The following is a 15,717-nucleotide window of genomic DNA, read 5'->3' as shown; positions in this document are numbered from 1 at the left end:
CCCGGCTCGCGGCTTCCTGGTACGGCGCCGTCGCCGGGACGGTGGGGACCGGGCGGGTCAGCCGGCGGCGCGGGAGGTGTCCTCCCACTCAGCCCAGGTCTTCAGCCGCTGGGCGTACACGCCCTTGGCGATGTCGTAGGCCGTGCCCGAGAGCAGCAGGCGCAGAGGCGGCTCGGCGGCGTCGGCGGCGGCCAGCACGGCCGGGACGGTGGTGTCCGGCCCCGGCGCCGTCACGCCGGAGCGCATCCTGGCCCTGGCCTCGCGGAACGGCTCGTAGACGGGGTTGGGCTCGGAGCGGACGGCCGAGTCGCCGGCCCAGTCGGTGGCGTACCCGCCCGGTTCGATGATGGTCACCTTGATGCCGGCGGGGGCGACCTCCTGAGCGAGCGTCTCGGAGAAGGCTTCCAGCGCCCACTTGGAGGCGTGGTAGATGCCCAGGCCGGGGAACGCGGCGACGCCGCCGATGCTGGAGACCTGCATGATGTGCCCGCCGCCCTGCTCGCGCAGCAGCGGGACCGCGGCCTGGATGATCCACAGCGCGCCGAACACGTTGGTCTCGATCTGGGCGCGGGCCTCGGCCTCGGTGAGCTCCTCGACCATGCCGAAGTGGCCGTAGCCCGCGTTGTTGACGACGACGTCCAGGCGGCCGAAGTGGGCGTGGGCCTGCCGTACGGCGGCGAAGGCGGCCTCGCGGCCGGTGACGTCCAGGGCGATCGGGAGGATCGCGTCGCCGTACCTTTCGACGAGGTCCTTGAGGGTCGCGGTGTCGCGGGCCGTCGCGGCGACCTTGTCGCCGCGCTCCAGCGCGGCCGCGGCCCAGCTGCGGCCGAAGCCGCGCGAAGTGCCGGTGATGAACCAGACCTTGCTCATGATGAGGTGTTCTCCTGAAGATCAGTGGGGTGGTCCGGGGCCAGCCCTCGGCCGGCCCGGTCGAAGCATTCGCGGGCGAGCTGCAGGAACCGCTCGAATCCGTCCTCGGGCGACCAGGTGGCGTAAGCGGTCCTCAGTACGGCGAGCGTGGTGTTGGCCTGCAGGGCCGTCTGCATCTCCTTGCCGGGCGGCGTGCGAGAGGCGACCCACTCGCGCAGCTCGGCGAAGAACCGGTCGGAGGAGTCGCGCTTCGACACCGCCAGGGCCGGCGAGGCCGCCTTGAGCCGCTTCTGCACCGCCAGACGGTCGGCCAGCAGCGACATGTAGCCCAGCTGGATCTCCTGCAGCGAGACCCACAGCGGCTCGTCGTCCGGCCGGTCCTTCATGAGCTTGCGCCACGCGTCCGCCTCCGTGGGGTCGGGATCGAAGACGGTGGCTTCCTTGGTGGCGAAGTAGTTGAAGAAGGTGCTGCGCGAGACGTTGGCCGCGGCGGCGATGTCGTCGACGTTGACCGCCTCGTAGCCTCGCTCGTTGATCAGCCGCAGCGCGGCGGCCCTGATGGACCGCCAGGTCTCCAGCTTCTTGCGCTCCCGCAGCCCCAGCTTCTCTTCTTCGGTCACACCTCGACCATAGAAGAAACTTGGACGGAGTTCAACTTTGGCCGCCGACCAAGATAGTGGGCGCGCTGCCGCCTCGAGGGGGCATTGGCGCCGCCGGCGCCACCCTCACCGACCTCCTGTGCGGCGAGCAGCCCGGCCGCACGACCGCCGGCCGGCGAACCGTCTACGCCCCGGCCGGGCTTCCCCTGGCAGGACCTGGCGCTCGACGCGGTGACTGGAGCATCGCCACCTTGATCCGGCCATCGGCGAGGGAGGAGCCCGCGCCTGCCCGCCCGCTGGGGCAGGACTTGACCACTTCATTACCGACGCAGGCATGTATCCGGATCTAGCCTTGAATGGAGGGATAAGACCATGATCATCGATATTGTGCTCGGACTGATCGTCGTGATCGCGGTCTGGCTGGCGATCGCCGGCGTCAAGGTCGTCAACCAGGTCGAACGCGGCGTGGTCTTCCGCTTCGGCAGGGCCCAGCGGGAGATCCGCCAGCCAGGGCTCACCTTCCTCATTCCGGCCGTGGACCGGATGAAGAAGATGAACGTACAGATCATCACGATGCCGGTGCCCACGCAGGAGGGCATCACCCGTGACAACGTCTCCGTACAGGTCGACGCCGTCGCCTACTTCCGGGTCGAGGACCCGCTGCGGGCGGCCATCGCGGTGCAGAACTACCTGTTCGCGATCGAGCAGGTGGCGCAGACTTCGCTGCGCTCGATCATCGGCAAGAGCGATCTGGACGACCTGCTGTCCAACCGCGAGGAACTGAACAAGGGCCTGGCGCTGATGATCGACAGCCCCGCGCTGGGATGGGGCATCCACATCGACCGCGTGGAGATCAAGGATGTCCATCTTCCCGACACCATGAAGCGATCCATCGCCCGCCAGGCCGAGGCCGAACGGGAGCGCAGGGCCCGTGTGATCACCGCGGACGGAGAGTTCCAGGCCGCGCGGAAGCTCGCCGACGCCTCGGCCATCATGACCGAGACTCCTGGTGCGCTTCAGCTGCGCCTGCTGCAGACTGTGGTCGAGGTCGCGGCCGAGAAGACCTCCACGCTGGTCATGCCGCTGCCCGTGGAGCTGCTGCGCTTCTTCGAACGCTCCGCGAGGGACACGCCGGCCGCTGAGCAGGCCGCCGGTTCCCCGGAGCGGCAGACCGAAGAGCAACCGGCCGTGACGGAGTCGGCCACGCCTGAGCTGGCCCCGCCGGAGCCTTCGTTCGAACCTTCCGCCGCGGGATCGGCCGTGGAGAGCGGCGTCTCGCGTACCGGGGAACCTTCAGCCAGGACGCGGGTGAGGTAGGCGGCGACGTCGGTGTGGCGGGTTACCGGATCTGGTCGCAGACCTACGACGGGCCCAACACCGCGTTCGACCTCGACGAGCCCTTCATCAGGGAGATCGTCGACGCGCTGCCGGCCGGCGACGCGCTGGACGCGGCGTGCGGCACCGGCAGGATGGCGGCTTACCTGGCCGGTCGCGGCCATCGGGTGCGCGGCGTGGACAGCTCGCCCGACATGCTGGAGCGGGCGCGCCGGCGGGTGCCGCAGGCAGAGTTCCAGATGGGCGACCTGTCTTCCCTGCCGGCGCCCGGCGAGTCCGTCGACCTGGTGGTCTGCTCGCTGGCGTTGACGCATGTGCCCGTGCTGGACCCGGTGCTGGCCGAGTTCGCCCGGGTGTTGCGACCCGGTGGGCATGTGGTGATCGCCGACATCCATCCCGAGGGCGTGGCGCGGGGGGTGGTTCCGCCCGTACGGCTGCCGGACGGCCGGCCGGGGAGGGTGGCCACCTACCGCCACCTGGTCGGGGACTATGTACGAGCCGCGCTGGCGGCCGGGCTCCAGGTGCGGCGCTGCGAGGAACCCCGCCACCCGCCAGGGGAGCCGCGCGAGCGGACCGACGTCCTGGAGCCGTGGGACGTGTGGCCGTGGGCCCTGTGCGACCTGGCTCCCGAGGCGGCGCACGCGGCCATCGCCGGGACGCCGTCAATGCTGTTCTGGCACTTTCAGCGCTAGCCGGCTCTCCACGGCCGCCGCGATGGTCTCCGGCCGGTCCTCAGAGGGGCCAGGCTGGACGGGAGGATGCTGACCCGTTTCCAGAGTTCGTCGCCGTCCAGGCGAGTTTCGACTGCGACTGACAATTCCCATGCCCACCAGCCCATGGGCGGGGATAGCTTCGGATCATGGAGAACACAGGCACAGGCCCAGGCCCCATCACCCCCGACGGATCCCCGGTCGAGTTCTACACGCTCCTCAAACCCGGTGGCGAGGCCGAGATCGTCGCCCAGGTGACCCCGCCCGGCGGATCCGTTCTGGAGCTGGGGGCGGGCGTGGGCAGGGTGACGCACCCGCTCATCGAGCTGGGCTTCGAGGTGGTGGCCGTGGACGAGTCCGCCGAGATGCTCGCCCACGTGCGCGGCGCCACGACGGTCCTGGCGCGGGTGCAGGACCTCATGCTGGACCGGCGGTTCGACACGGTCATGCTCGCCTCCCAGCTCGTCAACACGGTGGACGACACGGCCAGGCGCAAGCTGATCGCGGCCTGCGCGCGGCACGTCAAGCCGGGCGGCGCGGTGCTGATCCAGTGGATGCCCGCCGAGGCACATGACCGGTGGCACGTGGGCATGGGCAGGCAGGACGGCGACATCACGATCACGATGGCGGCCGTGGAAGAGGCCTCGCCCGGTGTCTTCCACGCCACCATGCGTTACACGTACGGCGATGACAAGGTGTGGACGCAGTCGTTCACCTCCAAGCGGCTCACCGACGACGACCTAGTGGCCGAGCTGGCCGCCGGGGGGCTGCGGCTGGAGCGCTTCGTGACCGAGGACCGCACCTGGGTGCTGGCGCCCCCCGTCTGAACACCTCTACGCCGACGGCATATTGGCGCCACACACCTCGGAATCGGCGGGTATCAATGGATCATGACAGCACGTTATGACGGGCAGGCCGAATGGTATGACGAGTACATCGGGTCCAACGCCGCTGTTACCATCGCCGACCTGGGAGACCTTCTCGGCCCCGGCGAAGGACTGTGCCTGGACCTCGGCTGCGGCACCGGTCTCTATCTCGACGCCATCCGCTCCACCGGCCGAGCCGTTGTCGGCCTCGACCGCTCCGCCGACCAGTTGCGTCTCGCCCGGGGCAGGGACGGCGCTCCCTCCTCCAGGGCGACGCGACGGCGCTTCCGTTCGCCGCGGACACGTTCGGCACTGTCACCGCGCTCTGGGTCTCCACCGACATCGGCGACTTCGCCGGGCTGCTGAAGGAGGCGGCGCGGGTCCTGCGCCCGGGCGGGCTGCTTCTGTCCTACGGCGTGCACCCGTGCTTCAACGGCCCGCACATCGAGGCCCGCGAGGACGGAGCGGTGATCATCCATCCCACGTACGGGACCAAGGGATGGCACAAACGCTCGCCGTGGTGGCGCAAGGGCGGGGTCCGAGAGCGGGTCGGGATGAGCCACGTGCCGCTGGCCGATCTGATCAACGCCTTCATCGACGCGGGACTGACCATCGAGCACGTGTACGAGCCCCAGCAGCGCCCCATTCCGAACGTGCTGGCCGTACGGGCATCCCGCCGCGACTGAGGACGTGTCCCTTCAGCGGGTGACCACGAGCACGCCGCCTTCGGTCAGCACACGCTGGGGACCTCAGTAGTTGCTGCCCGGATACGGCGCGGGGTGGCGGGGTGAGTGGCCGGCTGCTTTGAGGGTGTGCAGGACCGGGGCGGTCTCCAGGGCGCAGATCTGGTCCAGCGCGCTGAGCCGGTGGGTGAGGTAGCGGTGCAGGTCGGCGGGGGTGGGGCAGAGCGCGTGGGCGAGCAGGTTGGTCTGGCCGGTGGTGGCGGCGACGACGGCGAGCTCGTGGCGGGTGGCCAGGGTGGTCGCGACCTGGTCCACCCCTACTCGTCGTCGCCCTCCTCGGGCCTGGACTCCAGGCCCTTCTCCAGGCCGAGCGCCTCGATGACCCACTTGTCGAACTCGATCGATGCACGCACCCAGCTCACCGTGCTGGACACGAAGTGCTCCAGCCCGACGCCGCCGCCGACCAGCATCTGGGCCTCGCCGATCAGGCGGACCGAGCCGTCGTCGTGGGTGTGGGTGTAGATCTTGGGCCACAGCGTGCGACGGTTCCAGTCATCGATCGTCTCGTGTAGCCGCGACTTGTCGTCGATGCTGTACGGACGGTCGTAGAAGGTGCGGACCGAATAGATCTGCTGGCCCCCCTCACCGCGGAACATGAAGTACGTGCGGAACTCCTCCCAGGGCGCCGCGAGGTCGCCCTCCTCATCCACGACGAACTTCAGCTCCATCTGTTCCAGCAGCTGCTTGACCACATCCTGGTCAGGCAGGATCACCGCCTCGCTGGGGCCGGACGGGTGGGGTTCCGGCTGGCCCTCGAGATTCGGAATCGAGGACGGGTCGATGCTCACAGTAAAGGTCCCTTCACGCGTTTCCGCCATCCTCCCCCATGTCGGGCGGCGAGTGGGGCCAGAACGGCGTCTCCTTCGTCCCGAGAAGGCCCACGCGACCCGACCCCCACGACGCGTAACAGCGTCACGGCTCGCGGTGACCGGGATCGCGTCAGCGGAGCGATGGAGTGTGCGCCTCGGGTAGTTATACTCGGTACATATAGCCCATATATGCATATTCCTCCCGGATAGATAACCGGAGGCGCGTTGCAGAGCCTGGCCCTTGACGCTGTCGGTCCTGGTGACGTGGTGAGGGGATGGGAATGGGCGAACAGCGTGCGCAAGATCCGCGGATCATGGGGATGGACCAGGCTTCAGAGGAGCGGAGACGGCTGCTGGCGAAGGTCGGCGACGATCTGTGGGGCATCGAGCTCCTACGGTTCGCGATCCAGCAGGCGGTGGCCGATCTTGCCGGGCTGGGCGGCATGGTGCATCTCGGCGGTCCCGGTCACGGCACCGGGCTGCGCCTGGCGGTGACCAGCGGCCTACCCCCCGCCTTCACCCACGCGTGGGAGCGCATTGACGGGAACGGCCCACTCGCCCCGGCACGCGCGTTCCGGGACGCCGTGTTCGTGCAGGTGTCCATGGCGAACGCCGTCGTCGGCATACCGCAACAGAGGGCGAGCGGGCGGCCGGACGGCTCCGCGGCCGAGCCCTGGTCTTGGCCGGTCGGTACGACGATGGTGGCTGTCCCATTGCCAGGCCCCGGCGGGCCGATCGGCGCCCTGTCGGTCGTGACAGTCTCCGCGCACGAGCCGTCGCCCGCTCAACTGGCCTTTCTGGACACGCTGGGCCGATGGACGGGCGAGCACCTGAGCAAGTCCTCCGCGCCTCCGTCCGGCTCGGGACTCATAGGCTGGCAGGAGCAGTCCATCGCCCCGCATCTGCGGAGGGATCTGCAGGCGGTCGGCACGTGGGACTGGGACATCCGCACCGGCGACGTCATCTGGAACGACGCGATGCTCGCGGTGCTCGGCGTCGATCCGGACACCTTCGACGGACGGATCGAGACCTGGACGGGCATCGTCCACCCTGAGGATCTGCCCTGGGTGCTGGCGGACATAGATGAGGCGATCCGCGCGGGGAGGATGCACAGCACCGAGTACCGGGTGTGCCGCCCGGACGGGACCTCCGGCTGGGTGCGGGCCCGCGGCCGATTGGTGGTCGACGACAACGGTGAACCGGCACGCATGGTCGGCACGATGTGGGACATCACCAAGACCCATGACGACCTGGACGCGGTCACCGAGCCGGGGCCGAGCAGTGCCGAGCGCGCAGCCGTGGAGCGGGCTTCCCGCATCAAGCAGTTGACCAGAGCGCTGGCCGAGGCGGTCACCGTACGGGACGTCGTGGACGCGTCCGCCGATCACATCCTGCCGGCGTTCGGCGCCGCCGGACTGATGCTCACCTTCCTGGAGAGCGACCACCTGCGGCCGGTCGGGTTCACCGGGTACTCACAGGAGTTCGTCGACCGGGCATCCCGGATACCAGCGTCCGGAAAGTACCCGATCGCGGAGAGCCTGCGCGATCGCACCCCGATGTTCATCAACTCGGCCGAGGAGTACATCGAGCGCTACCCCACGACGGCCGACCTGCCGGCGGCGGGAGGCAAGAAAGCCTGGGCCTTCCTCCCGCTGATCGCCTCGGGGCGCCCGGTCGGCAGCTGTGTCGTCTCCTTCTCCGAGCCGCGCCGGTTCACCGGCGAGGAGTGCAACCTGCTCACCGCACTCAGCGGGCTGGTCGCCCAGGCCATGGAACGGGCCCGCCTGTACGACAGGGAGCACACACGCTCCCAGGAACTGCAGCGCGGGCTGCTCCCCCGTGGGTTGCCCTGCCTGCCCGCGATCACCGCCGCGGCCCGCTATCTCCCTGCCGGCAAGGACATGGAGGTGGGCGGCGACTGGTACGACGTCATCTCGCTGTCGGCGGACCGGGTCGCCATAGTCATCGGCGACGTCATGGGACACGGCGTGGCCGAGGCGATCACCATGGCCCGGCTGCGTACCGCGGTCCGTACCCTGGCCGACCTGGAACTGCCTCCCGACGAGCTGCTCTCCCACCTCAACGACCTGGTCAGCGAGCTCGGCGACGACTTCTACGCCACCTGCCTGTACCTGGTCTACGACCCCACTACGCGCTCCTGCGTCCTGGCCCGCGCCGGCCATCCCCCGCCCGCCGTCGTCCACCCCGACGGCACCGTCCACTTCCCCGACGCCGATCCGAACGCGCCTCTCGGCGCCGCCACCCCGCCCTTCGAAACCGTAGAGATAGACCTGCCAGAAGGCAGTCTGCTGGTGCTGTACACCGACGGCCTGGTCGAATCCCCCGCCCTCGACATCGACCAGGGCATAGCTCATCTCGCCAAGACGCTCAGCGGCACGACGCTGACCGGAACGCCGTGCCGGCACCAGAATCACGCCGCCGCATCGGACTCGACGAGGCTCCGTTGCACCGTGTGCCTCGAATCCCTGTGCGACAGACTCACCGCCGCCCTGCTACCCGGCAGACAGGGGACCGCCGACGACGCCGCCCTGCTGGTCGTCCGCACCCATGCGCTGCCGAACGACGACATGGCCTCCTGGCCGCTGCCCGACCACCCCAGAGCCGCCGGCCAGGCCCGCGAGCACGTCCGCGCCCAGCTCAGCGCCTGGGACCTGGATGATCTGTCCATGACGACCGAACTGCTGGCCAGCGAACTGGTCGGCAACGTCGTCCGCCACGCCAAGGGCCCCATCCACCTGCGCCTCCTCCGCAGCAACGTACTCACCTGCGAAGTCTCCGACGGCAGCCTCACTACACCCCGCATCCGCCGCGCCGCCGACACCGACGAGGGAGGACGAGGACTCCAACTGGTTTCCGCGATCTCCCACCGCTGGGGCACCCGCTACACCCCCGGCGGCAAATGCATCTGGACAGAACAACCCCTCGACCCCGCATGCCCCGCCTTCCTCACCGATCAATGCGACTTGGACATGTACGACCTGCTGAACGAATAGCTCAGGAGATCACAGCCCGAGTTCGGGGAGCTCAGGGTCCGCGGCTTCCAGGCGCGCTACGGCGTCAACCGTCTCGGGGAATGTGGCGATGAAGGCATCGACACGGTGTGCGTCGAAGTCGGCGCGCTTTCGGAGGCCGCTCTGCATGCAGGCGATGAAACGCAAGCCGGCGCCGTTGGCGGCGTGGGCGTCACCGGGTGAGTCACCCACGTACAGGCATTCAGAGGGCCGCAGTCCGGTGTCGGCCAGAAGTCCGTCGAAGGCGCGGGCGTCGGGCTTGCTGAAGCGCATATTGCCCGCGTGGTAGGCGGCGGCGAGCCGACCGGCGAGCACATGGTCCGGCGCCAGCAGGTGCTCCATCTCGGCTTCGGTGCGCGAGGTCAGCACCATGACGCTGCGACCTGCGGCGGCGAGCTCGTCGAGCGCTTCGAGGTTCTCCTGCGCGACGACATCCAATCGGCCGGCCGCAACGTACTCCCGAAGCACGACCCGATGGACGGTGGCGAAGGCGGCGACGTCCAGACCGGGCGAGCGCCGCGGCATCGCTTCGAGTAAGGGCAGCCCCCACGTGGCCACATGCACGGCCCGCGACATCGGCTCACGGCCGATGCGCGCCAGGACTTCGTTCTCGAGCTCGAAACACACCGCCTCGGTGAGGCAGAGCGTGTCGTCCACATCAATCACCACGGCGCGGATCACAGAGCAAAAGATAACGTGAGCACGCGCACGCTTACCTACGCACAAAAGAGCCGACGGCTCTGCCGTCGGCTCTCACTCGATGGTCTACCACCACCAGCCTCCCCAATCATTCCGGAAGCCCCAGCCCCACCACCTACGGCGGCGGTGGCGGCGGCGGAAGCGACGACGGCGCCAGCCCGGAGGGCCCTCTTGGAAGCCAACCTGAGATACATGCCTCCCAGCCATGATTCCTCCCCGTCAAGGATCCTAAATGGGACGCTAGCACTCAAATAGTGATAAATCTCCACAGAAATGTTATTCAGACCGACCGTTAATCGCTGCCAACCGTCCGAGGCGTCACGCCCAGGGCAGGCAATGGTCAAGGACGCGTGCTCACCGCCGCGGCGCCGTTGGTCACCCTCGGCGACACACCAGAGGGCCGGAGCGCGCCGCCGTGCAAGCGGAGGGCGCCCGGCCGGGTGGGCTGCGAACTCCCCACCCGGCTGTGCGGGCGCCGTGGCCTGGCAGTGGACGTCAAAAGACCAGTTCCCGCCAGTTCTTCACCTCGTCGGCGGTCAACGGCCTGGCCAGAATGGCGGCGCGGTCCACGCCACCGGTCAGTCGCTGGCCGCCGCCCTGGTCGGCGGCGAAGCGCAGCGGACGGGAGGTGCAGCCGGCGATTCCGTCGGAGGTGGCCTGGCCGGTCGCCTTCCGCTCGCCGTCCACGTAGACGGCGAGGGCGCCGGTGCGATCCAGGGTCACCACAAGGTCGAACCAGCGGCCGGTGGGCAGGGTGGTGTTCAGGGTTACGTTCGCGCCCGCACCGATGAAGCGCAGCGTGTTGCTCGGCGTCACGTCGATGAGGACGCCATCCGTGCCGGGGTCGCCGGACGGCTGGGAGTCGAACAGCCGGCGGTAGCCGCTGCCCGCGATCTTGACCTCGGCGGCGAACGTCGCCTCCCGCACCAGGCCGAGCGCGGTGTTCGCGGTGGTCAGGTAGGTGTTGCCGTCGAGCGTCAGCCCGCTGCCCGACGGAGCCGTGGCGTCGTAGGCGGCGGTGCCGCCGGTCACGGTGGCGGCGCGGCCGTTGCCGGAGGCGTCGGTGACCGTACCGCCTTCTTTCGGGTCCCAGGCGACCAGGACCGAGCCTGAGGCGGCCGGTGCGCAGGGTTCGAGGGCGAGCACGGCGGTGGCCGCGCCCTTCCAGGAGTCGCCGATGACCGAGGCGGCGAGCACCGCCCGGCGCGAGCCGTCCGCCGGGCCCGGCGTGACCGTGAAGGCGGCGGTCCCCGTCCGTCCCGGCGCCACGCCCGCCACATGGCGGGTGGCCGGCTCCACGGTCCAGCCCTTGGGTACGGTGAGCGTCACGTCGGAGGCCGGCACTGCCCGGCGTCGCGTGGCGGTGACCGCGACCTGCGCCTCGAACGGGGTCCCCGCGGTGGCCGTGGCGGGCGCCTTCAGGGCGACGGCCGCCTCGTTCTGGATCGTGTACGCCTTGCCCGCGCGGGCGTTCCAGCTCAGTACGTCACCGTCACGGCGCGGGCCGACCTCGTTGCCCTGCTCGTCGTAGACGCGGTAGCGGCCGGCGACGAACGGCGAGCTGACCTTGATCGGGCCGGTCGTGCCCGGGTGCACGGTGACGGTGTCGGGAGCGCCGTCCTTCCAGGTCGCGTCCACGGTGACGTCGCCGCGGGCGCGCAGACCGGACACCGAGCCGTCCCGCCAGGCGGACGGCAGCGCGGGCAGCACGTGCACCACGTCGTGCTGGCTCTGCACCAGCATCTCGGCGATGCCGGAGGTGGCGCCGAAGTTGCCGTCGATCTGGAACGGCGGGTGGGTGTCCCACAGGTTGTCCAGCGTGGAGCTCTTGAGCTGCTCGGCCAGCATCTTGTGGGCGTGGTCGCCGTCCAGCAGCCGCGCCCAGAAGTTGATCTTCCAGGCCTTGGACCAGCCGGTGCCGCCGTCGCCACGCGCGGTCAGAGAGACCTTGGCCGCCTCGGCCTCCGGGGTTCCGGCGGTGATCTGGTTGCCCGGGTACAGGGCGTACAGGTGGGAGACGTGCCGGTGGGTGTCGGTCTTGGAGTCCCAGTCGCTCTTCCACTCCTGAAGCTGACCCCAGGAACCGATCCGCAGGCCCGGGTCGAGCTTGGCGAGCGCAGCGCTCACCTCGGCCTGGAAGCCCGCGTCCACGTTCAGCTTCTTGGCCGCCGCCAGGGCGTTGGTGAACACCTCGCGGACGATCTGCTGCGACATCGACGCGCCGGCCGAGAAGTCGCCGTGCTCGGGCGAGTAGCTCGGGGAGACGACGAGCTTGCCGTCGCGCGGGTCGGTGTGCAGGAAGTCCAGCCAGAACTCCGCCGCGCCCTTGATCACCGGGTAAGCGGTCTCACGCAGGTAACCGACGTCGCCGGTGAAGCGGTAGCTGTCGTACAGATGCTGGGTGGTCCAGGCGGCGGCCTCGGGGAACCAGAACGAGCTGCCGTAGTTGTGCAGGCCGGTGAAGCCGAACGGGTTCGTCTCGTTGTTGACCACCCAGCCGCGCGTGCCGTAGATCTCCTGGGCGGTCTTGCGGCCGGGCGCGACAAGGGCCGAGATGTAGCGGTCGTAGGGCGTGGTGGTCTCGTGCAGGTTGGTCTGCTCGGCGAGCCAGTAGTTCATCTGCAGGTTGATGTTGACGTGGTAGTCGGCCGACCAGGGAGGGCTGGTGGAGTTGTTCCACACGCCCTGCAGGTTGGCGGGCAGGATGTCGTTCTCGCGGGAGGAGGAGATCAGCAGGTAGCGGCCGTAGGCGAAGAACAGCGCCTCCAGGGCCCGGTCGTCGGGCGAGGCACCACCGCTGTAGTTCCTGCGCAGCTCGTCGGTCGGGATCTTCGGCGTGGTCTGGCCGAGGTCCAGCTTCACCCGGTCGAACAGCCTGCGATAGTCGGCGACGTGCGCGGCCTTGAGCTCGGCGTAGCCCTTGGCGGCGGCCGCGTCCACCGCCGCGGTCACCTTGGTGTGCGGGTCCTCGCCCCGGTAGGACGGGTACGTGCCGGCGTAGTCGGTGCCGGCCGACAGCACGAACACGGCGCTGTCGGCGCCCGTGACGGTGATCCTGTCCCCTGCGTCGGTACGGGTGCCACCCTGGGTGATCACCTGCACCTGGGCCTCGAACTTCATCTTGTTGTCGGACAGCTCACCGCGGATGGTGAGCCGGCCGCCGGAGGCCGTGACCGTCTTGTCGTTGCGCGGCGAGGTGTGCCGGAGGGTGAACGACACCTTGCCGTCCTGGTCCGCCGAGAGCCGGCCGACGATCACGTTGCCGGGGTTGCTGGCGAAGTACTCACGCGAGTACCGCACGCCGTCCGCGGTGTAGCCGACCCGGGCCACGGCCTCGCGCAGGCTCAGCTCCCGGCGATAATCCGTGGGGCTCTGCGGCGCGCCGGCCATGTCCAGGTACAGGTCACCGAATGTCTGGTAGGCGCCGAATCCCGTCTTGGGCTGGCCGAGCTTGGCCGCCACATCCGCGGTGGTCATCTTGCCGTCGCGGTCGATCTGCTGCTGGACCTCGGCTATGGCGTTCGGACGCGGAGTCTTCCAGTTGCCGAAGTCGTAGCCGCTGTGTCCGGGACCACCGGTCCACAACGTCTTCTCGTTGAACTGGATCTGCTCCGTGGCCAGGCCACCGAACACCTTGGCACCCAGCGGACCGTTGCCGATGGGCAGGGCCTGGGTCTCCCAATCAGTCGCGGGCTCGTCGTACCAGAGCGTCAAGTCATCGGGTGTCCGGCCGAGTCCGGCCGTCGAATCGGGTCCTGTTTGGGCACGTGCCGGGGCTGCCAGCCCGGCCGCCAGGGTTAACCCGACGATCAGGCCGGCACTGAATCGCCGTCTCGGGGGGTGGGCCACTGATTCCTCCGATCACATGATGACCTTGACCCAAGGAGATAGCACTGAAACACCCACGCAACAAGAGTTGACATCCGATGTATTAATCGGATTCGTCCAGTCCTCATCGAGATGACCGGGTCGTGCGTCAAGAGATCTGATCACGCGAGTGGATTGATCCGACGTCTAATCCGTGATCGGGAATGCGCCGGCGAGCAGGCGTAGGGCGGCTTCGGACGGGGAGCCGGGTTCGGCGTTGAAGACGGCCACGCGCTGGCCGTCATCTTTCGGTAGCGCCATGAACTCGGCCAGCAGCGTCATTTCGCCCACGAGCGGATGGTGGTAGATGCGGGCGTCGGTCTCGCAGTCGGCCACCGCGTGTGCGGACCACAGTTTCGCGAACTCCTGGCTGGCCATGCTCAGCTCGCCGACCAGGCTCGCCAGCTCCGGGGAGTCCGGGTACCGCCCGGCGATCAGGCGCAGGTCGGCGACCGTGGAACGGGCCTTGCGGGGCCAGTCGTCGTACAGCGCCCGCATGTGCGGGTCGAGGAAGAGCATGCGGGCGATGTTGGGCCGGTCGGCGGGGCGGCCGGGCGCGTCGAAGTCCAGGTGCCCGGCCAGCAGGGCGTGCGCCGCTCTGTTCCACGCGAGCACGTCGGTGAAGCGCCCGAGGACCAGGGCGGGTACGTCTCCGAGCGACTCGATCATGAGCCGGACACCTGGCCGCACCTGCTCCGGCCTGGCCGCGCGCCCGCGGGTCTTCGGCTTCGGCCGGGCCAGTGTGTACAGGTGTGCGCACTCGGCCTCGTCCAGGCGAAGCACGCGGGCGACGGCGTCGAGGACGGCGTCCGAGGCGTTCCCGCTCTGGCCCTGCTCGAGGCGGGTGTAGTAGCCGGCGCTCACCCCGGCGAGCTGGGCCAGCTCCTCGCGGCGCAGACCGGGCACGCGGCGGCGGCCCCCGTACGCGGGAAGGCCTGTGTCCTCGGGGCGCAGGCGCGCGCGCCTCGACCGCAGGAACTCCCCCAATTCCGTCTGCACGTCCATGTCAAGCCATTGTCGTACATGCCTGGGCGCGGTGCCTGCACCTGTCAGATGTAGGCACCGCGGAGGGATGGCTACTCCGCGCCGCCGCCCGCACGCTGGTCCCTGACGGACATGAGCGGAAGGAACTCTGATGCGAATTGTGGTGATCGGTGCGACCGGGATCATCGGCCGGGCGGTGAGCGATCTGCTGGGCGAGCGTCATGAGGTGGTACGGGCATCGCGCCAGGGCCCGATGCGGGTGGACATGACGGATCCGGCGTCCATTGACTCCATGTTCAGCGAGGCCGGCGAGGTGGACGCGGTGGTGTGCTGCGCCGCCAGTGGAACCATGGCACGGCTGACGGACGCCGGGTACTGGACGGGCCTGGACGGCAAGCTGCTCGGGCAGGTGAACCTGGTGCGGCGGGCGCTCGCCCACGTGCGCGACGGCGGGTCGATCACGCTCACGAGCGGGCGGTTCGCCGAGCCGGTGCCGGGCAGCTCGCTCGGGCATCTGGTGAACGCCGGCCTGGAGGCGTTCGTGCTCGCGGCGGCGACAGAGCTGCCACGCGGTCTGCGCCTGAACACCATCAGCCCAGGGTGGGTGCGGGAGACTCTGGTGGGCCTGGGCATGGATCCGACGGGCGGCACCCCGGTGGCCGACGTGGCCCGCGTCTACGCCGACGCGGTGGAGGGGTCCGCCCAGGGCCGTACCCTGACCTGCCCATGAGGTACGGCGCGGCGCCGACCCCTCGACCCGCGCGCATGCCGTGAACCGGGGCGATCAGCTCTCTATGCCCTTGCGGAGGAGCAGCCACGCCCGCTCGGCGGTCTCGCGCCGGACGTCCGCCGGTATCTTGGCGAGGAGCCCCGCGATCATGCCGACCGCCGTCACCAGGTCCTCGGTGGTGACGTGGTCGCGTACGCGGCCGGCCGTTCGCGCCTGCGACAGCAGGCCCTCCAGCAGCTCCGCCACCTGGTCGCGCAAGCGCATGATGCGCGGGTCCTTGGCGCTGACCATGTCGATGAACGCCGTGGAGGAGATGGCCTGCTCGGTCATCTGCGCCAGCATGTCGTCGAGGGTGGTGCCGGGCGCGGCGGCCAGCGCCTCCAGCTGGGTGACGCCGTCCTCGAACACGGCCAGCGCGAGGCTGACGCGGTCGGGGAAGTGCCGGTACAGGCTGCCCTGGCCGACGCCGGCCG

The 15,717-nt window shown here is 69.5% G+C and carries 13 protein-coding genes and 1 pseudogene; 6 read left to right on the top strand and 8 right to left on the bottom strand.

The window, feature by feature from the left end; translation table 11 throughout:
* Window positions 1-57: 57 nt before the first annotated feature.
* Together AB0J09_RS34020 and AB0J09_RS34015 are read right to left on the bottom strand one after the other, a co-directional pair.
* Window positions 58-870 (bottom strand): SDR family oxidoreductase, encoded by an 813-nt coding sequence (locus tag AB0J09_RS34020; protein WP_360699824.1) that lies wholly within the window; start codon window positions 868-870, stop codon window positions 58-60.
* On the bottom strand, window positions 867-1,490 hold the full coding sequence (locus AB0J09_RS34015; protein ID WP_360699821.1) for a helix-turn-helix domain-containing protein: 624 nt from the start codon (window positions 1,488-1,490) through the stop codon (window positions 867-869). Before AB0J09_RS34015 ends, AB0J09_RS34020 begins: the two co-directional genes overlap by 4 nt.
* A 351-nt stretch (window positions 1,491-1,841) precedes the next feature.
* On the opposite strand from AB0J09_RS34015, the gene AB0J09_RS34010 reads away from it, so the two are divergent.
* From AB0J09_RS34010 to AB0J09_RS33995, 4 genes and pseudogenes are all read left to right on the top strand, one after another.
* The gene (locus AB0J09_RS34010; RefSeq protein ID WP_360699818.1) at window positions 1,842-2,786 is read left to right on the top strand and encodes an SPFH domain-containing protein; all 945 of its coding nucleotides are present in this window, start codon (window positions 1,842-1,844) and stop codon (window positions 2,784-2,786) included.
* Window positions 2,787-2,800: 14 nt separating this feature from the next.
* A complete protein-coding gene (locus AB0J09_RS34005) occupies window positions 2,801-3,496 on the top strand; it encodes a class I SAM-dependent methyltransferase (protein WP_360699815.1) in 696 nt (231 codons plus the stop codon).
* A 167-nt stretch (window positions 3,497-3,663) separates the two neighbouring features.
* Entirely contained in the window at window positions 3,664-4,341 is a 678-nt protein-coding gene (locus AB0J09_RS34000; protein WP_360699812.1) for a class I SAM-dependent methyltransferase, read from the top strand.
* Window positions 4,342-4,404: 63 nt separating this feature from the next.
* A pseudogene (locus AB0J09_RS33995) lies at window positions 4,405-5,066 on the top strand (class I SAM-dependent methyltransferase).
* Between the two features lie 63 nt (window positions 5,067-5,129).
* Here AB0J09_RS33995 and AB0J09_RS33990 read toward each other — a convergent pair.
* Window positions 5,130-5,378 carry an Lrp/AsnC ligand binding domain-containing protein gene (locus tag AB0J09_RS33990; RefSeq protein WP_360699809.1) on the bottom strand — a complete coding sequence of 83 codons (249 nt, stop codon included), beginning with the start codon at window positions 5,376-5,378 and terminating at the stop codon, window positions 5,130-5,132.
* A 2-nt stretch (window positions 5,379-5,380) separates the two neighbouring features.
* A complete protein-coding gene (locus AB0J09_RS33985) occupies window positions 5,381-5,911 on the bottom strand; it encodes a YbjN domain-containing protein (protein WP_360699806.1) in 531 nt (176 codons plus the stop codon).
* A 341-nt stretch (window positions 5,912-6,252) separates the two neighbouring features.
* Here AB0J09_RS33985 and AB0J09_RS33980 point away from each other — a divergent pair, with 341 nt between their 5' ends.
* The gene (locus AB0J09_RS33980) at window positions 6,253-8,946 is read left to right on the top strand and encodes a SpoIIE family protein phosphatase (protein ID WP_360699804.1); all 2,694 of its coding nucleotides are present in this window, start codon (window positions 6,253-6,255) and stop codon (window positions 8,944-8,946) included.
* A gap of 9 nt (window positions 8,947-8,955) precedes the next feature.
* Here the strand turns inward: AB0J09_RS33980 and AB0J09_RS33975 are convergent, their stop codons facing one another.
* The 3 genes from AB0J09_RS33975 to AB0J09_RS33965 form a co-directional block, all read right to left on the bottom strand.
* Window positions 8,956-9,645 carry an HAD hydrolase-like protein gene (locus tag AB0J09_RS33975; RefSeq protein WP_360699801.1) on the bottom strand — a complete coding sequence of 230 codons (690 nt, stop codon included), beginning with the start codon at window positions 9,643-9,645 and terminating at the stop codon, window positions 8,956-8,958.
* A gap of 513 nt (window positions 9,646-10,158) precedes the next feature.
* On the bottom strand, window positions 10,159-13,377 hold the full coding sequence (locus tag AB0J09_RS33970; RefSeq protein ID WP_360699798.1) for a glycoside hydrolase N-terminal domain-containing protein: 3,219 nt from the start codon (window positions 13,375-13,377) through the stop codon (window positions 10,159-10,161).
* A gap of 300 nt (window positions 13,378-13,677) precedes the next feature.
* Window positions 13,678-14,535, bottom strand: a complete 858-nt coding sequence (locus AB0J09_RS33965) for a helix-turn-helix transcriptional regulator (protein ID WP_360699795.1) — start codon at window positions 14,533-14,535, stop codon at window positions 13,678-13,680.
* 130 nt (window positions 14,536-14,665) lie between these two features.
* Between AB0J09_RS33965 and AB0J09_RS33960 the strand changes: the two genes are divergently transcribed.
* Entirely contained in the window at window positions 14,666-15,244 is a 579-nt protein-coding gene (locus AB0J09_RS33960) for a short chain dehydrogenase (RefSeq protein ID WP_360699793.1), read from the top strand.
* Window positions 15,245-15,298: 54 nt separating this feature from the next.
* Here AB0J09_RS33960 and AB0J09_RS33955 read toward each other — a convergent pair.
* Window positions 15,299-15,717: TetR/AcrR family transcriptional regulator (locus tag AB0J09_RS33955; protein WP_360699790.1), on the bottom strand; the 419-nt coding region annotated here is incomplete at its 5' end.

It is taken from the genome of Nonomuraea sp. NPDC049784 (assembly GCF_040659615.1).
In the GTDB taxonomy this organism is placed as follows: Bacteria; Actinomycetota; Actinomycetes; order Streptosporangiales; family Streptosporangiaceae; genus Nonomuraea.
The sequence above is the reverse complement of the archived record's forward strand: the minus strand, read 5'-3'. Positions and strand labels throughout refer to the sequence as shown.

Coding starts and splice junctions, on each gene's coding strand:
- AB0J09_RS34020 (WP_360699824.1), bottom strand. CDS start 870: ATGAGCAAGGTCTGGTTCATCACCGGCACTTCGCGCGGCTTCGGCCGC.
- AB0J09_RS34010 (WP_360699818.1), top strand. CDS start 1,842: ATGATCATCGATATTGTGCTCGGACTGATCGTCGTGATCGCGGTCTGG.
- AB0J09_RS34000 (WP_360699812.1), top strand. CDS start 3,664: ATGGAGAACACAGGCACAGGCCCAGGCCCCATCACCCCCGACGGATCC.
- AB0J09_RS33980 (WP_360699804.1), top strand. CDS start 6,253: ATGGACCAGGCTTCAGAGGAGCGGAGACGGCTGCTGGCGAAGGTCGGC.
- AB0J09_RS33965 (WP_360699795.1), bottom strand. CDS start 14,535: ATGGACGTGCAGACGGAATTGGGGGAGTTCCTGCGGTCGAGGCGCGCG.
- AB0J09_RS33960 (WP_360699793.1), top strand. CDS start 14,666: ATGCGAATTGTGGTGATCGGTGCGACCGGGATCATCGGCCGGGCGGTG.